Here is a 19,983-nt window from a genome sequence, read left to right on the forward strand (position 1 = left end):
AAAAGGTAATCTAATGCCGTTTCCCTTTTCCAGCCGCCGCCTCAGCGGTATTCGCCATTTCGGCCTGATCTCGCGCGTGCTCATCAAGCACGGCATGGGTGAAATCGCCGATCGACTGAAGGGGCGAACCGGCACCAAAATCAAATCCGGCCTTCCCGATCCGGCCCGCATCCGGCGCACCCTGGAGGAGCTGGGCCCCAGTTTTATCAAACTGGGGCAGCTCATGAGCACCCGTGCCGACCTTTTTCCCCCGGAATACATCGATGAATTTTCCAAACTGCAGGACCAGGTGCCGCCCGTACCCTTCGACGGGATCCGCCGGCTGATCGAAACCAACCTGGACCAGCCCCTGGAACAGCTTTTCGAAAGCATAGAAGAGAGGGCTATGGCCGCCGCATCCGTGGCCCAAGTGCATTCCGCCCGATTGAAAACCGGTGAGAAGGTGGCCGTCAAGGTGGTCCGACCGGGGATCGAAAAACGCATCCGCAAAGACATTCAGGTCATGTACTACTTTGCCGCCCGGTTCGAACGCACCTTCGACCTGGGCCGTATCCTCGGTGCGGTCAACCTGGTCAAAGAGTTCGAACGCACCATTTTCCGGGAACTGGATATGCTGATCGAGGCCGGCAACATCGAGCGCTTCACCCGCAGTTTCGAGGACGTCAACGAAATCTATATCCCCAAGGTTTTCTGGGATCTCACGGCCAAGTCGGTGCTGGTGATGGAGCACATCGAAGGGATCAAGATGGATCGCGTGGACGAGATCCGGCGCCACGGCATCGACCCCCAGGAAGTGGCCATGATCGGTCTGCGATCTTTTTCCCGCCAGCTGATGGCCGCCGGCATCTTCCACGCCGATCCCCACCCGGGCAACACTCTCGTCATGCACAACGGACGGGTGGGCCTGGTGGATTTCGGCATTGTGGGATACCTGGACGAAGAGACCATGATGCAGATCGCCCACCTGTTTCTAGGCTTTGCCGAACACGACTACGACATGGTGATGGAGGCCTTCGAGGCCGCCGGCCTGGTGGATCCGCGGACCATGGATCTGAAAAGCTTCCGGGTGGACCTCAAAGACATGGCCGAGCCCTTTTACGGTCGCTCCCTGAAAACCATTTCGGTAAAGGACGTTTACTACCAGACCATGCGGCTGGTTTACAAGTACCGCATCCGAATGCCCCGCAACCTGCTTTTGCTCTTCAAGACCTTTATCCAGACCGAGGCCCTAGGCAAGATCCTGGGGTCGGATGCCAGTCTGCTGGAGGTGACCCGGCCTTACGCCAAGAAGTTGCTGCAGCAGGGCTATGAGGCCCACAAAGTGCTCAAGAACATGGGCCGGGACATGAAGCTGTTCGGCGGCTACCTGCGCCAGATGCCCCATCTGGCCCACGGCCTCTTCAAACGCCTGGCCACGGAAACCCCTAAAATCGAGGTGAACCACACCGGCCTGGATGAGACCTCCAGAAAATTCGAACACGGCATCAACCGCCTCACCTTGGGATTGGTAACCGCCGCCTCGCTGATCGCCGCCTCGCTGATTCTCAACTCCACCCGCAAAATGCTTCTCTTCGAAGTCGATTTTTTCGGCGTTCAGACGCTCTCCGTAACCGACGTACTAGGCTTCTCGGGCTACGTCATCGCCACCTTCCTGGGGCTGTGGCTGGTTTTTTCCATCGTGCGGTCGGGAAAACTTTAATCCAAGCCGGCAGGATTTCAGGAATGGCCGCGTAGACAGCAGCATCCATACCGTTGCCAAAAGGCTGCCGGGTGGGATAGGCTTATTGACGATTCGGGATTAAACAACGGGAATACCTATGATTCTGAACCGGAAAAAGGTGATGCTGGTCGATCCGTCCCCGATCTTCCGGCGCCAGCTGAAAGCGGCTATCCAGACGAATGAAACCCTGGTGGACGTTACCGAAGCGAGTACTATCAATGCGGCGGAAGACATTCTGAGAAATCAACTGCTGGATGTTGTTTTTCTCGATATGGGGTTTCCGCAGGCCGACGGCCTCCGGTTGATCGAAACCATCAAGGGGGTGGCTCGGGATATCCGAATCGTTGTGCTGACCAGTCATGATTCAGCGGCGAATCAAGCGGATGCCATTGAAAAAGGGGCCGACTATTTCCTTTCAAAAGAACACGCCGTCGGGTTGCGCCTGATCGATGTGATTCATGAAACCATTCGGCGACAATAAGTGGTCAGATCGCAGACATCACTGCGTGGTCGATCGTTCTTTCTGTGCAAAAAGGGCAGATAGTCATCAAGTTGCCAGCAGCAGGGTCTCCAGCGCACGAAAACTCACCAACTTGCGCTGCGCTTCATCCCGGTTGTCATGGCGCACCCCATACACTCCCCCGAACTGATGCTGGACATAAAAAAGCCACATGCCAACGGGACTGGCAACGAGTTTATAAAAATGGATCAATCACCCCGGCGCCATAACCAGGCAGAGAATAGGCCATACCGCACAAAATCGGAGTGCTTATTGCGAGGAACCGGCGATCGGCGAGCAGCGGGTTTCCGTCAGGGACCGGATCACCTGCTTTTGCTGCAGGGTCATATTATCGAAGCGGACACCGATGCCTTTGGGATCCCGGCGTACCACCGTTCCGTTGATGGCGCAGGTGCGCTCCAGTACCGGAGACGCAAGGGACATGGTGAGCCGCTGGCCCACCTTGATGGGCTGTTCGGTTTCGATGTAGGCGCCGCCTTCGCTGATGTCCCGCATGTAGCACTGGTAGGTCCAGTCGCTGATGTCGTAATCCACGCCCACCAGGCAGTCGTATCGGCTGTGCTTGCGCTGGTTGGGCCGCTGGCTCTGCTTTTCGTCTACGATTCGACCGCTTTCCAGCAGCAGGTTCATCAGGGGGGTGGCGATCTCCCGTTGCACTTCGCGGGGGGCATAGTCGATGTCGATTAATACGTTTTCCCAGGTGAGAATGTGCAGCGCAGCAGACTTGCCCGTCAGCAATCCCATCCTGGCCGCAGCGGGTTTGCCGTCTAAAATAAAGATCGTTCCGGTTTTTCCTTTGGCCGTGACCTGCAGGGTGCAGGAACGGCGTTCCAGTTCCAGCATCTGGAGAAATGAGGAGAGCGTGATCCCCCGTACCTGTCCGCCGTAGTCGATCTGCAGCTCGGTGAAGATCCGCTTGGTGAGCATGCTGATGTCCAGGGCCTGATCAAAGTGAATGACCGACGCCATCTGTTTGATCTTGGTGCGGAGCATGGAAGAGGCGTTGTTGGTCATGACGATGACGCGGGTTTGCGGATATTTTGCCCCCAGCAGAGACAATAGTTCGAAGGCGTCCATCTCCGACATGTGCATGCCGGTGATCAGGATGTGGACGTCTTCTCCGGAAAGGACTTCCAGGGCCGTCTGGACGTTCGCGGCGGAGAGAATCTGCAAAAAGCTGCCCTGGCTTTTCAGCAGCCCAACAAAGGTATGGAGCATGATGGGATCGTTGTCGACAACTAGGACGTTCTTCATTCGGATGACAGCCTCTGGGGGTTCAATCAGTCGTTGGTGGTGATTCATGATGCGCTGTTTGTCGTCATCTGCCGTTATCCCTATCTTTTCGGTGTCAGGGTGAAGGAAATGGTTCCCGGGTAGGGGAACCGGTCCATCCGGCGAATGCCGAGATCTTCCAGCTCCGGGTAAAAAGAACATTTTTTCGCCGGAAAAACAAACAGTTTCTCAAAGCCGGAGAAAGTCGCATCATAGCCCAGCGGGGCAAATGCCTGGGTGATCGCCGAAAAAACACCGGTCTCCTTCCAGCGGTCCTGAACGATGGCATAAATCTTAAGCTGGCTGAAGGCGCGGGGATTTTTGAGATACTGTTCCCAGGGGGAATAGCCGTTGAAGGCCAGGATACCTTTTTTTTCGACCTCTTTTATGCCCATGTAGCTGGCGGCTCCCAGGCTTTCCAGTCTGAGGTCGGTGCCGAAGCGACCGTAAAGCGCGTTCATCATGTCGGCCAGCAGGGACTCGAAAAGGGGCACCGTCAGCAGCGGCGTGCCCGGTTCGATACCGGGGTAGAAGGTCAGGTGGGCGCTGCCGATACGCACCGATCCTTCGGCTTCACGCCTCTGGCTCAAGCGCAGCGAAACCCGGTGGATGCCTTTTTGGATCGACACGGTGTGTTCGATCAGCGTCCCGTAATCAAACGTTTTTTCAATTTCTGCCGGCATGTCGGTGGCGGCATGGGCCACGTGGCCGCTCGCATCCGTCAGAAAAACAAACGCAAGTGCGAACAGGGAGACGAAAAAGCTGACGTTCATGGCAGCCCTCGATCCATAGCTGTCGATTCAGCGTTCATGAGAGAAAATTATGGACGTTGCATCATCACCCCGTTAAGCAGGGGGTAACAAGCTTCGATAGATCAACTCCGGGTATTGGGAAAACAATAACAAAAGCAATTTTTGAAGGCAAGGACAACCTGAACCGGTCAGTCATCGGTCGATGACCGTTCAACCGGCCAGAAAGAAAAAGGGAAATGAATTCGGGAGAAATCGTCGGCAAGACTTATACGATTTTCCTGCACGGGGAAAAGGCAGGGTGGCAAAGGCATCCATATCTTAGGAAGCGTCAAGGCCACGGGGCGATTTTTTTCCCTCCCGTGGCCTTGGATTTATTAGATTGCCTTTAGGCAATAGAGATCCGTCACTGCTTCCTCAGCGGATCAGGCACCGCCGCCGACAACAAAGCCGCTGGGTCCGATGCCGGTGGCTGAAGAGGTGCCGGCTATTTTTGCCAGGTACGTATTTCCCAGCGTGCTGATATGATCGCTGATATTATCGAAATAGTTGAAATGAAGCTGCTCTTCATCGATCGTCTGCTCGAACAGTTTCATGCTGGTGCTGTCCCCGTTTTCGCGGCAGACCAGCAGAAACTGGTTGTAGATATCGATGGTATCGTCTTCGAGGCCGGCATCAAAGGGGAAAATCTGTTCAACCGACTGTCCCTTGGTTACCTTCTGGTCCGGTTCGGTGGTGGGCTCGCCACCCAGTTCCTTGATCCGTTCGGCAAAGCCTTCTGCATGGCGCATCTCGTCGATGGCGACCAGCTTGACCTTTGCGGCCAGTTCCCCATAGTCCTTGTCATCCAGGTTGTAATGCTGGTTCATGTACTGGGTAATGGCCGAAAGCTCCATGGACCGGGCCTTGTTAAGCACCTCGATAACCTTTGCCTTTTTCTTTTCCCTTGCCGTCTGAGCCATTTTCATCCTCCTTGGTTTCCATGTGTTCAGGGATTGTTGAGGTTTCTACAGGATATCTGCCATTATTTCGTAATGATCGAATGGGGGCATGATGCAGGCGCCGGCAAAGCGATTCCGGGCGGCATCGATCATTTCCCGGGCGTTGGCGGCACCTTCAGCCACCGAATCTGCCGCGCTGTTCATGCGCTGCCGCAACATGTCGGGGACCGTGATACCGGCCACCCTGGTGTGCAGGAATTCCGCGTGCCGGGGGGTTCGCAGGGGAAGGATGCCCATGATGACGGGGATGCCGATACCCCTGGTGGCTTCGGCGATCGTATCGGCCCCCGGTTCATCGTAAACCGGCTGGGTGACGGCAAACTGGGCGCCCGCAGCCACCTTTCTCCGCAGGTGATCCAACGCCCTGGCCAGACCGTTTTTTTCGGGATGGGTGTCAAAGACCACCCCGGTCCGCAGACCTGCCTCCCGGGCCATGCGGACCAGGCGGTATACATCGGCATCCCGGACGGTCGTCGTATTTCCCCTGTCTTTCAAGGCTACAAAATCACCGGTGGCCACCATTACGGTGGTTACCCCTAACGCCCTGGCTCCCCACAACTCGCCTTGCAGGCTTAATCGGTTGTGGTCCCGGGTGGTCAGATGCAGGATGGCCGGTTTCTTTGTGCGCTGCTGGATCATGGTGCACAGGGCCATGGCACTCATGCGCGGCTTGGCCACGGGGTTGGTGGCGACGCTGAAACCATAAAACGGCAGCGTTGCCAGAGAGTCCAGGGCGGAAAGGACTTTTTCCGGGTCCGGTCCATCCGGGGGAACCACCTCGACGGTGACGACGAACGATTCTTTAAACATATAAACACCACAATTATTTTTTACCGTCAAAGTTGCTTGGGCGATAATGCCTGGTGATGGGGCAGCAGCTAACGGGTTTGTCCGGAAAGGTCGGTAAGGCGGATCTCCCCTTTTTCCCCGACATGGACATTGGGCCGTAAGCCGCCCAGATCCAGTTTGGCGTTCAGCTCATAAGCGATGCGGTCTCGCTGGACGTTCATCAGATCGGCAAAAAAACGCATGCTGCTCAACAGGCTGGTGCTGGCAACCAGAATCACATCGCCTTCTGCGTAGCCGTCGATGGTTGGCAGATCGTTGGCGACGCCCGTCAGTATTTTATACCCGTCAAGTTTCAGGCTGTAGGCGATCCCGTGAAGCTTCAGGGGGCTGCGGTTGGGGTTGACGATATGGAGACCGATTTCGAATCGTGGCGCGATACTGTCGGAGGGCAGTGCCCGGATGGTGCTGACGGTTACGCTGGGCGTTTCGTAATCGGTGTACAGGGTGGCGCAGCCCGCGATCATCATCACCATCGACGCAAGAATCAAGGTTCTGTTGCATCGGGCCATCGGTATTTTCCTTTCGCGTAAACCCCTTCGTTTACCGTCTATTTTCCCATTATCATCAGCAGGGGTATGAAAACCAGACCGGCTAGGGCCAGGTACAGGCCGTTGAGCACTCGCTGATACTTGTATCGGGTCGTTTCGTCCGGCTCAGTCAGGGTCAATTGTTTGAACCGGCGGTAATCGTCGAGCCACCCGGTCATCAAATCCACGTGATGCCCCTTGTCTTTAAGCGTCATCTTGATCTGCTGAAATGAGTGCAGCGTGAACACGATGGAGCCGATCAATCCAATACTCAGCCAGTTCATGGGGGTTGCCTCCTGCGGGCCCTTATTCCGCGCATTGATGGGTTGCCTGACCTCAGCCTGCCGATCCGGGCAGGACGGGAAAATAAAAATTGAGTCTACCACAGATTTACTGCCCGGGCTACCGTTCAGTTTGACTTTTCAGTTTGCTTTTCTGGGTTTGACTCGCGCCGTGGGAGCGGCACTCAGCGGATCATCCGGCCATGGGTGCTTGGGATAGCGGCCTTTGAGTTCTTTTTTTACCTCGGGATAGCTGGTTTGCCAGAAGCCGGCGAGGTCCCGGGTGATCTGGGCGGGTCGCCCGGCCGGTGAAAGCAGATGCAGCATTAGGGGCATTCGACCGCCGGCGATGGACGGGGTGGCCGTGGTGCCGAACATCTCCTGTATCCGCACGGCCAGCACCGGAACCGGTACGCTGTAGTCGACGGGCAGGCGGGAGCCGCTGGGCACCGTGATGTGGGTGGGAGCCAGTTCATCGATTTGGCGCTGTTGCCGCCAGCTGAGAAGATTGCGTAGCGCGGTGGAGAAATCCTTCGCTCCCAGATCTTTCAATCGTGTCATGCCGGAAAGATAGGGGGTCAGCCAGTCCTCCAGGGTGCCCGAAAGCACAATATCGCAGATGTCCGGCCAGGGACCGCCATCCGCATCGATCCGTGCCAGCAGCATGACCCGAGCCTGCCAGGACCGCAGCGCCCGCGTCCAGGGAAGCATGTCGATGCCGGTGTCGCGGATACCACTGATCATGGCGGCCGTCACGGCTCCTGGAGATGGATTGCTCAGCGTTTCGGTTTCCAGGGTGAGTGCTCCCAGGACCTGCTTGCAAACCGCCGATACGGTCTGCCGCTGGGGGTCCCATGTCACCGTTTCCTGCCATCGGATCCGGTGCGCGAACTGGTCCTGCAGTCTTTCTTTATCGGTGGCGGCCGCCGTGAAAATGCGGGCTTCCCGCCGGTCGCCGTCCAGGTGCGCCGCGACTATGTATTCACTGGCACCCAAGGGTTCGGGCGGGTCGAAAAAGGCGCCGCGGCCGCCGGAGAGCAAAAAACGGCCCGGGGTACCGGGGCGTTGCCGGCCAATGCGGTCGGGGTACGCCCAGGCCAGCAGTCGGCCCGGTTCGGATGCCCCATTGGTTTTTTTGTTAATGCCCAGCCGTTGTTGAAGCACTGCCGACACTTTCAGAATGTGCCTCATGGCAGATGAATCGACGGTGCAGCCACGAATTGGAAAAGGTCTCTTCGCCTTATACGCGTTAAGTGCGTCCAATCTTAATCTCAGGTCGGCATCGCGCTCCCGGCCAATAAAATGGAGGGGGTCACGTTCACTTAAAATGGCGGCAATGTCGCAGGCGGTAAGACCCATCTTCTCTTGGCGGGCCGATAGAATCATGTGGGCCAGGCGGGGATGAACGGGCAGAGCGGCCATGTGCCTGCCGTGTGGGGTAATCTTTCCATCATGATCCAGGGCGCTCAGTTCGGCGAGCAAGCGTCGGGCCTGGAGGAATGCGGCCGCCGGCGGCGGATCCAGCCAACGCAGAGAATCGGGATCGTTCAGCCCCCAGGCTGCCAGCTCAAGGGCCAATGCCGCCAGATCGGTGTCAAGAATTTCCGGCCGGTTGTAAGGTGCCAGGCTGGGGTGCGCCGTTTCGCTCCAGATCCGGTAGCAAATGCCCGGTCCCAGGCGCCCGGCACGTCCCCGGCGCTGGTCGGCCGATGCCTGGGATACGGGCAGGGTCACCAGTCGAGTCATGCCGCTGCCGGGATCGAATCGCGGTGCCCGCTGCAGGCCACTGTCAACGACTACGCCGATCCCTTCGATGGTCAGGCTGGTCTCGGCAATGGATGTGGCCAGCACGACCTTGTGCTGGTCGGCGGGCGGTGGGGATATGGATGCATCCTGCCGTTCCCGGGACAGATTGCCGTATAGGGGGGCAATGATCCACCCGCGCGGCAGGTTTCCTTCTTCGAGCAACCGGGCCACCCGTCTGATCTCCGGTGCGCCGGGCAGAAAGACGAGAAGGTTCCCTTCGCTGCGGGCTGCCGACTGTCGAACGACCCGGGCCACGGTCCGTTCCACCGGCTGGGTCGCCGGCCGGTCCACATAACGGGTCTCAACGGGAAAGATCCGGCCGTCGCAACGGATCAGCGGCGCATCATCCAGCAGGGCGGCCACCGGTGCCGGATCTAGGGTAGCGGACATCACCAGCAGACGAAGATTTTCATTGAGAACCCCCTGGATGTCGCAACACAGGGCCAGCCCCAGGTCGCCATCGAGGCTGCGCTCGTGGAACTCATCGAAGATTACCAGACCGACCCCGGGCAGCGACGGATCGCCTTGCAGCATGCGGGTGAGCACGCCCTCGGTGACCACTTCGATGTGGGTGTGCGGCCCCACCCGGCTTTCCATGCGCACCCGGTATCCCACGGTTTCACCAACCGGCTCGTCCAGCAGGGATGCCATGCGATGGGCGGCAGTCCTTGCCGCCAGGCGGCGGGGGGCCAGAAGCAGCAGACGCCGGCCTGACAGCCAATTTTCGTCAAGCAGAGCCAACGGCACGGCCGTCGTTTTCCCGGCACCCGGCGGCGCTACCAGGACCGCCGCGGGGTTGTCACGCAAGGCGGATTTGAGTGCTCCCAGGATCGATGACACCGGGAGGCGGGCGATTGTGCCGGTGAGGTCTCTGTTTTCCATGATGTCTGGCATACCACGTTTTAGGATGAAATTCATCACATGGCCAGCGGCAGAAGGATAAAACCGCTGCCGGATTGGCAATGCCGGGTGAAGGGACGCTCACTGTTTACGCTGGTGTCGTATGCAGAGGGGCTACCAATCATCTACCATCGTGTTTGTTTGTCTTTGCCGATATCGTTGTGTTAAACAAATATATTATCAACATTGAAAGATGGCCTAACCATCCTGGAAATGGCGGCAACCAAAAACTCTTCAATCCGCGATTCCCCCCTATCGCACAGGAGAACCCCCATGTCGTCGAAAACCTTTCAGAAAAGAATGATCAAGAAGAGAAAACAGCACGCCCACAAAGCCAATAACAAAACGGATCAAAAGCGCATTGCCCGGAACCACGAGGTTATTTATCCAAAGGTCGGATAGAATTGTCGGTTCTCCACGGCAAACCGCTGAAAATTATCGCTTCGCATTAATTAGATATCGGTTATGCAACTGATGGGGTTGTCGCGAAGGTATCTCTTAAGCATGCCCACCGATTCATGGGTTTCGGTCGTGCATTTCTCCAACCGGACGTCCATATCTCCCCCAGTCGCTCGCATGGCATGGTAGGTGTTGGGGATCAGGAAATCATCTCTCTGAGAAACCGGCCCGTATAGCTTTTCTCTGAATGCGCCACTTGCTCCGGCGGCCCCTGAGCTACAACCTGCCCGCCACCTTTACCCCCTTCAGGACCCAAATCGATGATCCAGTCGGCGGTCTTGATCACATCCAGGTTGTGCTCGATGACCACCACGGTGTTGCCGCCGTCCACCAGCCGCTGAAGTACGGCCAGCAGCATCTTGATGTCCTGGAAATGCAGGCCGGTGGTGGGTTCGTCGAGGATGTATAGGGTGCGGCCCGTGGCTCGTTTGGCCAGTTCTCGGGCCAGCTTGATGCGCTGGGCCTCCCCGCCGGACAGGGTCGTGGCGGCCTGACCCAGCTTGATGTAGGAGAGCCCGACATCCATGAGGGTGTCCAGGATAAGCCGGATGCGCGGATGGTTTTTAAAAAGCTCCCGTGCCTGGATGACCGACAGGTCCAGCACATCGGCGATGGAGTGGTCCTTGTATTTGATCTCCAGGGTAGCGTTGTTGAAACGTTTTCCCCGACAGGTTTCGCAGGGGACGTAAACATCCGCAAGAAAGTGCATCTCCACCTTGATATAACCGTCCCCATTGCAGGCTTCGCACCGTCCTCCCTTGACGTTGAACGAGTAGCGACCCTTCTTGTAACCGCGCATGTTGGATTCGGGCAGCTGGGCGAAAAAATCACGGATAAAGTCGAAGACTTTGGTATACGTGGCCGGGTTGCTGCGGGGAGTGCGACCGATGGCCTTCTGGTCGATGTTGATCACCTTGTCCAGATGTTCCAACCCGTGGATGGCCTTGTGCCGGCCGGTTTCCAGCATGGCGTTGTGCAGCTCGCCCGCCATGGCCGGGTAGAGAATCTGGTTGATCAGTGTGGACTTGCCGGCACCGGAAACGCCAGTGACCGCCACCATGAGTCCCAGCGGGATGTCCACGGTGAGGTGGTCCAGGTTGTTCTCGGTGGCGTCGGCAATCGTGATCCGCCGATTGCCGGCGGCTTCGATGCTTCGCCGGTTGGATGGTGTTTCGATCGCTTCCCGGCCGCTCAGATACCGGCCGGTGAGGGAGGTTTTCAGACGCATGATCTGCTTGGGCGTGCCCTGGGCCACGATTTCGCCCCCCAGATGGCCGGCGCCGGGACCGAAGTCCACGATCCAGTCTGAGGAGGCCATGGTTTCCCGGTCATGTTCGACCACGATCAGGGTGTTGCCGATGTCGCGCAGATGGCACAGGGTTCCCAGCAGCTTGATGTTGTCTCGTTGGTGCAGTCCGATGGAGGGTTCGTCCAGGATGTAGAGGACGCCGGTGAGTTCCGATCCCACCTGGGAGGCCAGGCGGATGCGCTGGGATTCGCCGCCGGACAAAGTGGGGCCTTTACGGCTGAGTGACAGGTAATCCAGTCCCACGTTGACCAGAAAACCCAGCCGGCCGGTAATCTCCTTGAGCAGTTCACCGGCGATGATCCTGCGGTTGCCGGCCAGCTTCAATCCGGTGAGAAACGCCTGCGCTTCCCGGATGGTCATTTCGGTGACGTCGATGATGGAGCGGTCGCCGATCTTTACTGCCAGGACTTCAGGCTTCAAGCGCCGTCCGCCGCAGGTGTCGCAGGGCCGGGTGGAGAGGAATCGTCCGTAGTATTTTTTGGCGTTTTCCGATTCGGTCTGGGTATAGCGGCGCATGAGGGTGTTGAGCAGTCCTTCGTAGGTCGTCGTGAAAGACCCCTGGATTTTTTCCGCATTCCAGCTCACCGTCAGTTCGCGGCCGCCGGAACCATAAAGAATCAGGTCTTTCTGCCTCTCGGGCAGCTGATCCCACGGCGTGTCGAAGTCCACGCCCCACTGTTCTTCCATGGCCTTCAATTGTTCGGCCGTCCAGGAACCGTTCAGCTTTCCTTTGCCGGAAAAATGGCCTTGCCAGGGAATAATGGCCCCCTGCCGGATGGTCAGCTGGCCGCCGGCAATTACTTTGTCTGCGTCCATGGCCAGTTTGGCGCCGATGCCGTTGCAGTCGGGGCACATGCCCAGGGGTGAGTTGAAGGAGAACAGGGGCGGGTCCAGCTCCGGGTAGGCGATGCCGCAGCATGAACGGGCCTCGCTCATGGGGATGTCGCCGCTGTCCATACGATGGGCGATGATACGGCCCTCACCCAGCCGCAGGGCGGTTTCCACCGAGTCGGTCAATCGTTTCACGAAGCTGCCGGCGGTGGAGATCGTCAGACGATCCACCACCGCTTCGATGGTGTGTTTCTTGTAACGGGCCAGGGTCTGGACGGCCTCGATTTCCTGCACGACGCCGTTGACCCGAATTCGGGCGTATCCCTGCCGTTGAAGCTGGGCCATCACCTCTTTGTGCTCCCCTTTGCGGTTGTCGATAACCGGCGCCAGGATGAGGATTTTTGTGCCTTCGGGCATCTCCAGAATGCGGTCAACCATGCCCTGGGCGTCGCCCTTGCCCACGGGATGGTGGCATTTAATGCAGGTTTGCTGGCCGATGCGGGCATAGAGCACACGAAGGTAGTCGTAGATTTCGGTAATAGTGCCGACCGTGGAGCGGGGGTTCTTGCTGGCCGACTTCTGCTCGATGGAGATGGTCGGGGACAGGCCGCGGATGGTGTCGTAGCGGGGCTTTTCCATCTGGCCGATAAACTGGCGGGCATAGGCGGACAGGGATTCCACGTAGCGGCGCTGGCCCTCGGCGAAAATGGTGTCGAAGGCCAGACTGGACTTGCCCGAACCGGAGACCCCCGTGAAAACGATGAGCTTTTTTTTGGGCAGGCTGATATCGATCTGCTTCAGGTTGTGTTCTCGGGCGCCCTTGACTTCGATGGTGTCCAGTTCCACGGTTTTTCTTTTCTTCCGGGACCGGCTGACGGCCACCGGGGCGATTCCGTTGGGTCGGTTTTTCATATTGGTTTTCCGTATCGGCTTCATCGGTTGACACGAGGGCCATCCGGCTACCGCGTGATTCCAATTCGCAAACTCAAACAACACCAGAAACCGGTTGCCAAAAGGTCACCGGCTGTCATAGTATTTGAAAAAAATAAGTATCGATGCCCCCCTTGTCCACGCCAGCGACCACGATATGAAACAACAGACGCCAAAGGAACCGACGATGAGTCAACAGTCCACCGGTTCGGTCTACAACGAGACGTATTATTATTACCTGGAACAGTTGAAAACCATGCGGTTCGACGGAAAGGAGGATGTGCTGGGAATCACATTGGAGGGTGATACGGTGGTGGTTCCCTATTTCGGCCAGCCTATCCGGTTGACCGCTGACGGACTGAAGGACACTGCGGGGCGTCGTCCCGATTTTTCCGATTGCGTGGTGGTGTGCCGTTACCTGATCATGTGTCCGCTTTTTGAGCCCACGCAAAAGCAATGGGTGGCCTACCGGGATTTCCCCGATGCCGGACCGTTGACGGTCTTCTGGGCCGATACGGTGCAGGGGCCTCTGGCCAAGACTTTTTCAGGACGCGTCAGCACGCTTGAAAACGCCTGCGACGGGGTAGGCGGCAGCGTGCCGGACATGGACATCGCCTGCGATCTGTGCCGGTGTTTCATTCCGCTGCCCAAGATGCCCCTGCTGCTGGTTTTCAACGATGCCGACGAGGAATTCCCGGCATTGGCCTCTCTGCTGTTCGAAAAGCGGGCGTCGACATACCTGGATGCCGAGAGCCAGGCTATTCTGGGCCACGCCTTATCGAACCGGCTGCTGGCCGCTGCCCGGGATTGAACCGCGTAAACTGAGCTGTTTGAGGCGGACTCGCCACATTCCCCGCTTTGTGGGGGGCACTTTCCTCTCCATCGCTATTGGCCCACGTGTATCATAGACATGCCGTTTGCCGAATCTGCGGCAGGCAGGAAAGGGTTGTACATGACTATCCGAACCAAAATTGTGGCCACCATCGGCCCGTCCTCGAATGCTCCTGAAATACTCAAAAAGCTGGTTGAGGCCGGCATGAATGTGGCCCGTTTGAATTTTTCTCACGGGAACTACCAAACCCATACCGAGGGGATCCGCAATATCCGGTCCATCGCGCGCTCGCTTAACCGGTCTGTAGGGATCCTGCTGGATCTTCAGGGGCCTAAAATCCGTGTGGGCAAGCTGGAAAATGGTGAGCCGGTGAGGCTGAAGCGCAACGCCTCCTTTGCCATTACTTCAACACCCATGGCGGGCACGGCGCAGATGGTCTCCACCACCTACCAGAATCTGTATGCCGATGTGCAACCCGGGGACACCATTTTACTGGATGACGGCCTGATCCGGCTCCAGGTGGAATCCAAGACCCGCGACACGGTTAACTGCAAGGTAATCCACGGCGGCTGGCTGAAAGAGAACAAGGGAATCAACCTGCCGGGCGTGAATGTATCCGCCCCGTCACTGACGGACAAGGATGTCCGGGATGTGAATTTCGGCATCAAGAACGGCGTGGATTATTTTGCCCTCTCCTTTGTGCGAAGGGCGGAGGATCTCGAGGCGATCAAATCGATAATGAAAATGCAGGGGGTGTCTATTCCGGTGATTGCCAAAATTGAGAAGCCGGAAGCCGTCGAAAATCTGGAGGAGATCCTCGACGTGGCCGATGGAATCATGGTGGCCCGGGGGGACCTGGGGGTGGAGATGCAGCTTGAACTGGTGCCCATTATCCAGAAAAAAATAATCGCTGCGACTGTCCGTAAAAACAAGCCGGTGATCACCGCCACCCAGATGCTCGAGACCATGATCGTCAACCCCATACCCACCCGGGCCGAAGTGTCGGATGTGGCCAATGCCATTTTTGACGGTACCGATGCCGTGATGCTATCGGGTGAGACCGCCTCCGGAAAATACCCGGTCAAGGCAGTCCAGATGATGGCCAAAATTGCCGAGCAGTCGGAAAGTTCTCCATTTTTAAAGGTAAATCTGCACTACGATTCGGATCCGATGGATCCGGTGACGCACGCGGTGGCCCAGAGCGCCGTGAACATTCTCCAGGAGGTCAACGCGCGGTGCATCATTGCCTTTTCCGTTTCCGGCAGCACCTCCAAACAGATTTCCAAGCAGCGTCCGTCCAAACCGGTGTACGCCTTCACTTCGCGAATGGATACCTATCATCGCCTGTCACTGCTGTGGGGTATCACCCCCATGTTTATCGCCGACATCGAAGATGCCGCCCGCCTGGTGAAATCCAGCGAGAGCCTGCTCATCGGAAAGGACTGCGTCCAGGAGGGGGATCTGGTGGTACTGGTGATCGGCATGGGACTCAAGGCCGGTTCAACCAATATCATCAAACTCCACCGCGTGGGGCATGAGGACTGATTCCAATATAAAAGAACTGCTCAAACAAAAGCCACTGAACTGCGACTATACGGCCGAACCGGCCATCCATCGCAGCAACTGCCCGATGAACCTTCTCATGAAAGGAGGAAGGGCACATGACTTTGGAAAGAATGGAATACAGCGAGGCGCGATCATTGATGAAACCCGGAGATGTGATCGCCTTCGGCGGCAAGGGACATTTTTCGGAACTGATTAAGTTTGCCAGCCGTGCCGACGTTTCCCACGTGGGGGTGATCCTCCAGACCCGGGTCGTCGATGACGATACCGGGCGGTTTTTCAACCAGGTCATCGAATCCACCTCCATTCACGGCTTCAACGGCGTTGTGATTTCCCGGCTCAGCGACCGCATGGAAACCTACGAGGGGGAAATCTGGTGGCTGCCGTTGAACGACGGACTTCGCCAAGAGAAGTTCGATTCGGTCATCTTCTATAATTTTCTATTTAACCAGGCGAAAGAGCGCAAAGGGTACGACGTGCCCCAAGCCCTCAAATCGGCCGTCGACGCCCTGGATGAACTGCCCTTCGGCCTCCACGGCCCCGGATACAACCGTGAAGATTTCAACCGGTTTTTCTGCTCCGAGTTGGTGGCGGCAGGGCTGGAAAAAGCCGGTACCGTCGGGACGGTAAACGCCTCGGAAGTGACACCGATCGACCTGTGCCGCTGGAATATCTATGCTGCCACCTATTTTCAGCTCAAGGGGCAGGCCGATAAGCAGATTTCACGTTACAACACGCTGGATCCGGCCGATTGGAACGTATAGCAGGCCCACAAGAGAAAAGACAGGCTGTGTGGTGGTCAGCTTGCGGCGAAGCGGGAATAGATTTTCTTTTTGAGTCGCTTAAACCAGCTATCTTTCTCGGGCGTTCCGTTTTCGGTAACAATGCAGGCACGTTTGAGGAATTGGCCGAAATCCGGGTTGATTTTCCCGAAGTGGACGATTCTGTCGATGGAGAGCAGGTTTTCCAGGGTCGGGGGGGGGATCTCCAGGTCCGCTTCCCTGCGGATGGTTTCCATGGTAATGGACAGGGCGTAAATGGTGATATCTTCGGCCAGTTTTTCGGCCGATATTTCGGGACCGGCGCCCCGCTGCTTGTTACTGAGTACCTCGTGGACGCAGGCCACCAGAACCGGGTCTCCCATGTTCATGGTTTCGGTGCATTGATCCACTGCAAAATTACTGTCGAGAAAATCATCGCAGAGCTTCTGGAGTGTCTTAAGCCAAAAATCACTCAGATTATGGGGGAGGACGGCGCTGGGACCGTGAGAGAGTACTTCATTTGAAAACCTGGACAGCATGTGCGAAACTCCTTCCGGTTGAGGGTCGGCCCGTTTTTACCATAATTCGCTATCTCTGCCCACCCCAATTTTATCGGTGACCGCCGCTGATCCGATCCTTGATCTGATCAGCGTCCTTCATCCATCCCGATCAGCCGTTGACTTTGACAGGGTCAACTGGTAAGACCTCTTACCAGATGGGTGGCGTCAACCAGTCAACGCGCAGTCACCCCATCCCCACCTGCAACCCAGAGTTTATGACAGGTTGTCTTCAGCAGGGAGATCATTATGGCGGCCAATACAGGCTTTCAGCCAAACTGGATCGAAGCGGCGCCGGAAAAGAGGTCTTTCCGTTCCATTTTTAAATGGGGCGATCCGCATCGCTACAAACATCCCAACGCAAAACTGTTCCAACTGCTTAAGGAGACCTTCGGGCTGATCGACAGCCATTTCACGGTTCCGGTGAACGACGGCAACCGGCCGGTTGCATACCTCCACCCCCCCCGGGTGATCACTCCGGATCATGTCGTGGCCATCATCCGCATCGTGGGTGACGAGAACGTTTCCGCCGATGACTACGACCGCCTGAAATTTTCTACGGGCAAGACCCTGGAGGAATCCCTGCGCCTGCGGCAGGGAGAGGTCCAACGGGTCTCCGATCTGGTGGTCCATCCCCGCCACAAAGAGGATGTCCGGCAATTGGTGGCTTACTGCCACCAGAAGAAAATACCGGTGTATGTTTACGGGGGGGGCAGTTCGGTGAATTTTGGCCTGCGGCCGTCCAAGGGGGGGATTACCCTGGTGATGGGCACCCACATGAACCGGGTGTTGCGGCTCAACGAAACCAACCAGACGGTGACGGTTCAGGCGGGAATCATGGGGCCGGACTACGAAGCGGCATTGAACCAGGCTCCGCAACGCTACCGGACCCGGCACCGCTATACCGGCGGCCATTTCCCTCAGTCCTTCGAGTTTTCATCGGTGGGTGGATGGGTGGTAACGCTGGGCTCCGGTCAGATGTCCTCCTATTACGGTGACGCCTGCGACCTGGTGATCAGCCAAGAGGTCGTTACGCCGATCGGAGACATTAAAACGCTGGATTTTCCGGCAACCGCCAACGGTCCATCCGTGAACCGCATGATGATCGGCAGCGAGGGATGTTTCGGCGTGCTTGTGGAAGTGACCCTGAAGATCTTCCGATACATGCCCGAAAATAGACGCTATTTCAGCTTTGTTTTTCCGTCATGGGCGAAAGCGGTGGACGCGGGGCGCGAGATCGCCCAGGCTCAGTTCGGCATGCCGGCCGTGTTCCGCATTTCAGACGAGGAAGAAACCCACATCGGGTTGAAACTCTATGGCATCGACGGCACCCTGTTGGACCGGTTCATGCGGCTGCGGGGCTTCCAGCCCATGCAGCGCTGCCTGATGATTGCCTCGTCGGAAGGGGAAAAGCGATTTGCCGGCAATGTGAAACGGGGCGTCAAACATATCTGCCGTCAATCCGGCGGTATGTTCCTGACCGGCTACCCTACCCGGCAGTGGGAACCGGGGCGATTTAAGGATCCGTACCTGCGGGAGGATCTCAATGACTATGGCATTCTCATCGAGACCCTGGACACAGCCGTCACCTGGGACCGCATCCATCGACTGCACCAAGGGGTGAGGAGGGTGGTCAAGTCACGACCGGATACCCTGTGCATGACCCACGCTTCCCATTTTTATGCTCAAGGAACCAATCTTTACTTTATATTCATCACCCGGGCGGAGGATGCCGACGATTTCGTGGCCTTCCAGGAAAAAATTATGCATGCCATTCTGCAATTCGGCGGCTCGCCGACCCACCACCACGGCATCGGCAAACTTTTCAGTCCCTGGATGCAGTCTCATCTGGGAGCGGCTCAAATGGCGGCACTAAAAGCGCTCAAGCACCACTTTGATCCCAACACCATCATGAATCCCGGCGGCCAACTGGGCCTGGACCTGGACGGTCATCACTGGCGGGAGATTCGTTGATATCCCCAACCTTTTTCGTTTGGGGATAAATCGTCAATTCCGGGATCAGCTGGCGGCAGGGTAAACAGGCGGAATTTTTTACCAGTTAGCAACAAATATCTCGAAGTAGTTTGATGGGCGAACACAGGCCGGGCATTTTTCCGGCGCCCGCGGCCCCTCGTGGATGTATCCGCAGTTCATGCAGCGCCAGACCCGGTTGGATTCCCGACTGAAACTTTTACCTGTCGCCACATTTTCGGCCAGCGCGCGAAATGTCTTTTCATGCTGGACTTCGGCAACAGAGATGGCATCCCAGACTTCAGCCGCGCGATTGAATCCATCCTCGCGGCCAATTTCTGCAAACCCCGAGTACAATTCGCTGTGCACATATTTTTCCAAATCCGCCGCGGCCACCAGGTTGTCCAGGGTGGTTCTGACCACACCGGTGAGAAAACTGGCGGTTACTTCCAGTTCTCCACCATTGAAGAACTTGAAAAACCGCAGGGCATGCTCGCACTCCTGATCGGCGGTTTCCTTGAAGATGGAAGCGATTTGGATGTACCCATCCTGCCGGGCCTGATTGGCGAAAAACGAGTAGCGGGTAGTTGCCTGGGATTCGAAGGCATAGGAAATCAGCAGATTCTTTGCGGTCCGGCTCTCCCTGAATGTGCCCATACACAAACCTCCTGCAGATTGCAGCCGTTCATTAAAGCGGCCCACCTGCGAACGCGGTGGATTTCTTTTAAAATAACGGAGCGGCCTTTCGCCCTGTTGCCCATGTGGCGGGTGCCGCTCCTACAGAATCGTTCGATGGCTTATCAGTCTTCAATAATTCGTATGGCATCCGCGCCGCACTCGCTGGCCGCCTGACGAACCACCTCTTCATACTTCTCAGGGATGACGTCGAATTTGACGATGGATTGCAGCTGATCTTCGTCATATTCAAAGACTTCGGGGCAAAGGTTGTTGCAGTTTCTATCTCCCATGCACTGGCTGTCGATTTTCACTTTCATGCAGATTCCTCCTTGTCGAATAGAATGTGGGTGCCTTGTCAAGGCGGGTTAGGTGGCAAAAGGGTTAAACATGCGGCCTGCAGGGCCGGAAGCGTATGGCAAGGGACATTAACTCAAAAACGATGAGAATTCAATGCCGATAAGGCTCTC

At 57.0% G+C, this 19,983-nt stretch carries 18 protein-coding genes; 6 read left to right on the plus strand and 12 right to left on the minus strand.

Annotated features, from left to right (window positions below; genetic code table 11):
* The first annotated feature begins 13 nt into the window (after positions 1–13).
* Together ACHZBS_RS14720 and ACHZBS_RS14725 are read left to right on the plus strand one after the other, a co-directional pair.
* Positions 14–1,699, plus strand: a complete 1,686-nt coding sequence (locus tag ACHZBS_RS14720; protein ID WP_319407274.1) for an AarF/ABC1/UbiB kinase family protein — start codon at positions 14–16, stop codon at positions 1,697–1,699.
* Positions 1,700–1,817: 118 nt separating this feature from the next.
* Positions 1,818–2,201, plus strand: a complete 384-nt coding sequence (locus tag ACHZBS_RS14725; protein WP_319407275.1) for a response regulator transcription factor — start codon at positions 1,818–1,820, stop codon at positions 2,199–2,201.
* A gap of 66 nt (positions 2,202–2,267) precedes the next feature.
* Here the strand turns inward: ACHZBS_RS14725 and ACHZBS_RS14730 are convergent, their stop codons facing one another.
* The 9 genes from ACHZBS_RS14730 to uvrA form a co-directional block, all read right to left on the minus strand.
* Complete coding sequence (locus ACHZBS_RS14730; RefSeq protein ID WP_319407276.1) at positions 2,268–2,432, minus strand: hypothetical protein; 165 nt, start codon at positions 2,430–2,432, stop codon at positions 2,268–2,270.
* Between the two features lie 57 nt (positions 2,433–2,489).
* Positions 2,490–3,494: a PilZ domain-containing protein gene (locus ACHZBS_RS14735; RefSeq protein ID WP_319407277.1), complete on the minus strand. Its 1,005-nt coding sequence runs from the start codon at positions 3,492–3,494 to the stop codon at positions 2,490–2,492.
* Between the two features lie 80 nt (positions 3,495–3,574).
* On the minus strand, positions 3,575–4,285 hold the full coding sequence (locus ACHZBS_RS14740) for a hypothetical protein (protein WP_319407278.1): 711 nt from the start codon (positions 4,283–4,285) through the stop codon (positions 3,575–3,577).
* Positions 4,286–4,686: 401 nt separating this feature from the next.
* Complete coding sequence (locus ACHZBS_RS14745; protein ID WP_319407279.1) at positions 4,687–5,223, minus strand: bacterioferritin; 537 nt, start codon at positions 5,221–5,223, stop codon at positions 4,687–4,689.
* A 45-nt stretch (positions 5,224–5,268) separates the two neighbouring features.
* Positions 5,269–6,072 (minus strand): methylenetetrahydrofolate reductase, encoded by an 804-nt coding sequence (locus ACHZBS_RS14750; RefSeq protein WP_319407280.1) that lies wholly within the window; start codon positions 6,070–6,072, stop codon positions 5,269–5,271.
* Between the two features lie 68 nt (positions 6,073–6,140).
* On the minus strand, positions 6,141–6,620 hold the full coding sequence (locus ACHZBS_RS14755) for an LEA type 2 family protein (RefSeq protein WP_319407281.1): 480 nt from the start codon (positions 6,618–6,620) through the stop codon (positions 6,141–6,143).
* A gap of 38 nt (positions 6,621–6,658) precedes the next feature.
* Entirely contained in the window at positions 6,659–6,922 is a 264-nt protein-coding gene (locus ACHZBS_RS14760) for a hypothetical protein (protein WP_319407282.1), read from the minus strand.
* 138 nt (positions 6,923–7,060) lie between these two features.
* The gene (gene hrpB, locus ACHZBS_RS14765) at positions 7,061–9,607 is read right to left on the minus strand and encodes an ATP-dependent helicase HrpB (protein WP_319407283.1); all 2,547 of its coding nucleotides are present in this window, start codon (positions 9,605–9,607) and stop codon (positions 7,061–7,063) included.
* A gap of 616 nt (positions 9,608–10,223) precedes the next feature.
* Positions 10,224–13,136 (minus strand): excinuclease ABC subunit UvrA, encoded by a 2,913-nt coding sequence (gene uvrA / locus ACHZBS_RS14770; protein ID WP_319407284.1) that lies wholly within the window; start codon positions 13,134–13,136, stop codon positions 10,224–10,226.
* A 205-nt stretch (positions 13,137–13,341) separates the two neighbouring features.
* Here uvrA and ACHZBS_RS14775 point away from each other — a divergent pair, with 205 nt between their 5' ends.
* The 3 genes from ACHZBS_RS14775 (at position 13,342) to ACHZBS_RS14785 (ending at position 16,313) form a co-directional block, all read left to right on the plus strand.
* The gene (locus ACHZBS_RS14775) at positions 13,342–13,965 is read left to right on the plus strand and encodes a DUF3786 domain-containing protein (RefSeq protein ID WP_319407285.1); all 624 of its coding nucleotides are present in this window, start codon (positions 13,342–13,344) and stop codon (positions 13,963–13,965) included.
* A 141-nt stretch (positions 13,966–14,106) separates the two neighbouring features.
* Entirely contained in the window at positions 14,107–15,531 is a 1,425-nt protein-coding gene (gene pyk / locus ACHZBS_RS14780; protein ID WP_319407286.1) for a pyruvate kinase, read from the plus strand.
* A 116-nt stretch (positions 15,532–15,647) separates the two neighbouring features.
* Positions 15,648–16,313: a hypothetical protein gene (locus tag ACHZBS_RS14785; RefSeq protein WP_319407287.1), complete on the plus strand. Its 666-nt coding sequence runs from the start codon at positions 15,648–15,650 to the stop codon at positions 16,311–16,313.
* A 35-nt stretch (positions 16,314–16,348) separates the two neighbouring features.
* Here ACHZBS_RS14785 and ACHZBS_RS14790 read toward each other — a convergent pair whose 3' ends face one another.
* On the minus strand, positions 16,349–16,849 hold the full coding sequence (locus ACHZBS_RS14790; RefSeq protein WP_319407288.1) for a hypothetical protein: 501 nt from the start codon (positions 16,847–16,849) through the stop codon (positions 16,349–16,351).
* A 267-nt stretch (positions 16,850–17,116) separates the two neighbouring features.
* Here ACHZBS_RS14790 and ACHZBS_RS14795 point away from each other — a divergent pair, with 267 nt between their 5' ends.
* Entirely contained in the window at positions 17,117–18,841 is a 1,725-nt protein-coding gene (locus ACHZBS_RS14795; RefSeq protein WP_319407289.1) for an FAD-binding oxidoreductase, read from the plus strand.
* 78 nt (positions 18,842–18,919) lie between these two features.
* Here ACHZBS_RS14795 and rbr read toward each other — a convergent pair whose 3' ends face one another.
* Positions 18,920–19,495 (minus strand): rubrerythrin, encoded by a 576-nt coding sequence (gene rbr, locus ACHZBS_RS14800; RefSeq protein WP_319407290.1) that lies wholly within the window; start codon positions 19,493–19,495, stop codon positions 18,920–18,922.
* A 143-nt stretch (positions 19,496–19,638) separates the two neighbouring features.
* Entirely contained in the window at positions 19,639–19,833 is a 195-nt protein-coding gene (locus ACHZBS_RS14805) for a ferredoxin (protein ID WP_319407291.1), read from the minus strand.
* Positions 19,834–19,983 lie beyond the last annotated feature (150 nt).

The sequence above is a fragment of the uncultured Desulfosarcina sp. genome, assembly GCF_963664155.2.
Taxonomy (GTDB): Bacteria; Desulfobacterota; Desulfobacteria; order Desulfobacterales; family Desulfosarcinaceae; genus Desulfosarcina.

Excerpts from the sequence above, each read along its gene's own strand:
- ACHZBS_RS14720 (WP_319407274.1), top strand. The coding sequence starts at position 14 with ATGCCGTTTCCCTTTTCCAGCCGCCGCCTCAGCGGTATTCGCCATTTC.
- ACHZBS_RS14725 (WP_319407275.1), top strand. The coding sequence starts at position 1,818 with ATGATTCTGAACCGGAAAAAGGTGATGCTGGTCGATCCGTCCCCGATC.
- ACHZBS_RS14735 (WP_319407277.1), bottom strand. The coding sequence starts at position 3,494 with ATGAAGAACGTCCTAGTTGTCGACAACGATCCCATCATGCTCCATACC.
- ACHZBS_RS14740 (WP_319407278.1), bottom strand. The coding sequence starts at position 4,285 with ATGAACGTCAGCTTTTTCGTCTCCCTGTTCGCACTTGCGTTTGTTTTT.
- ACHZBS_RS14745 (WP_319407279.1), bottom strand. The coding sequence starts at position 5,223 with ATGGCTCAGACGGCAAGGGAAAAGAAAAAGGCAAAGGTTATCGAGGTG.
- ACHZBS_RS14750 (WP_319407280.1), bottom strand. The coding sequence starts at position 6,072 with ATGTTTAAAGAATCGTTCGTCGTCACCGTCGAGGTGGTTCCCCCGGAT.
- ACHZBS_RS14755 (WP_319407281.1), bottom strand. The coding sequence starts at position 6,620 with ATGGCCCGATGCAACAGAACCTTGATTCTTGCGTCGATGGTGATGATG.
- ACHZBS_RS14760 (WP_319407282.1), bottom strand. The coding sequence starts at position 6,922 with ATGAACTGGCTGAGTATTGGATTGATCGGCTCCATCGTGTTCACGCTG.
- hrpB (WP_319407283.1), bottom strand. The coding sequence starts at position 9,607 with ATGGAAAACAGAGACCTCACCGGCACAATCGCCCGCCTCCCGGTGTCA.
- uvrA (WP_319407284.1), bottom strand. The coding sequence starts at position 13,136 with ATGAAAAACCGACCCAACGGAATCGCCCCGGTGGCCGTCAGCCGGTCC.
- ACHZBS_RS14775 (WP_319407285.1), top strand. The coding sequence starts at position 13,342 with ATGAGTCAACAGTCCACCGGTTCGGTCTACAACGAGACGTATTATTAT.
- pyk (WP_319407286.1), top strand. The coding sequence starts at position 14,107 with ATGACTATCCGAACCAAAATTGTGGCCACCATCGGCCCGTCCTCGAAT.
- ACHZBS_RS14785 (WP_319407287.1), top strand. The coding sequence starts at position 15,648 with ATGACTTTGGAAAGAATGGAATACAGCGAGGCGCGATCATTGATGAAA.
- ACHZBS_RS14790 (WP_319407288.1), bottom strand. The coding sequence starts at position 16,849 with ATGCTGTCCAGGTTTTCAAATGAAGTACTCTCTCACGGTCCCAGCGCC.
- ACHZBS_RS14795 (WP_319407289.1), top strand. The coding sequence starts at position 17,117 with ATGGCGGCCAATACAGGCTTTCAGCCAAACTGGATCGAAGCGGCGCCG.
- rbr (WP_319407290.1), bottom strand. The coding sequence starts at position 19,495 with ATGGGCACATTCAGGGAGAGCCGGACCGCAAAGAATCTGCTGATTTCC.
- ACHZBS_RS14805 (WP_319407291.1), bottom strand. The coding sequence starts at position 19,833 with ATGAAAGTGAAAATCGACAGCCAGTGCATGGGAGATAGAAACTGCAAC.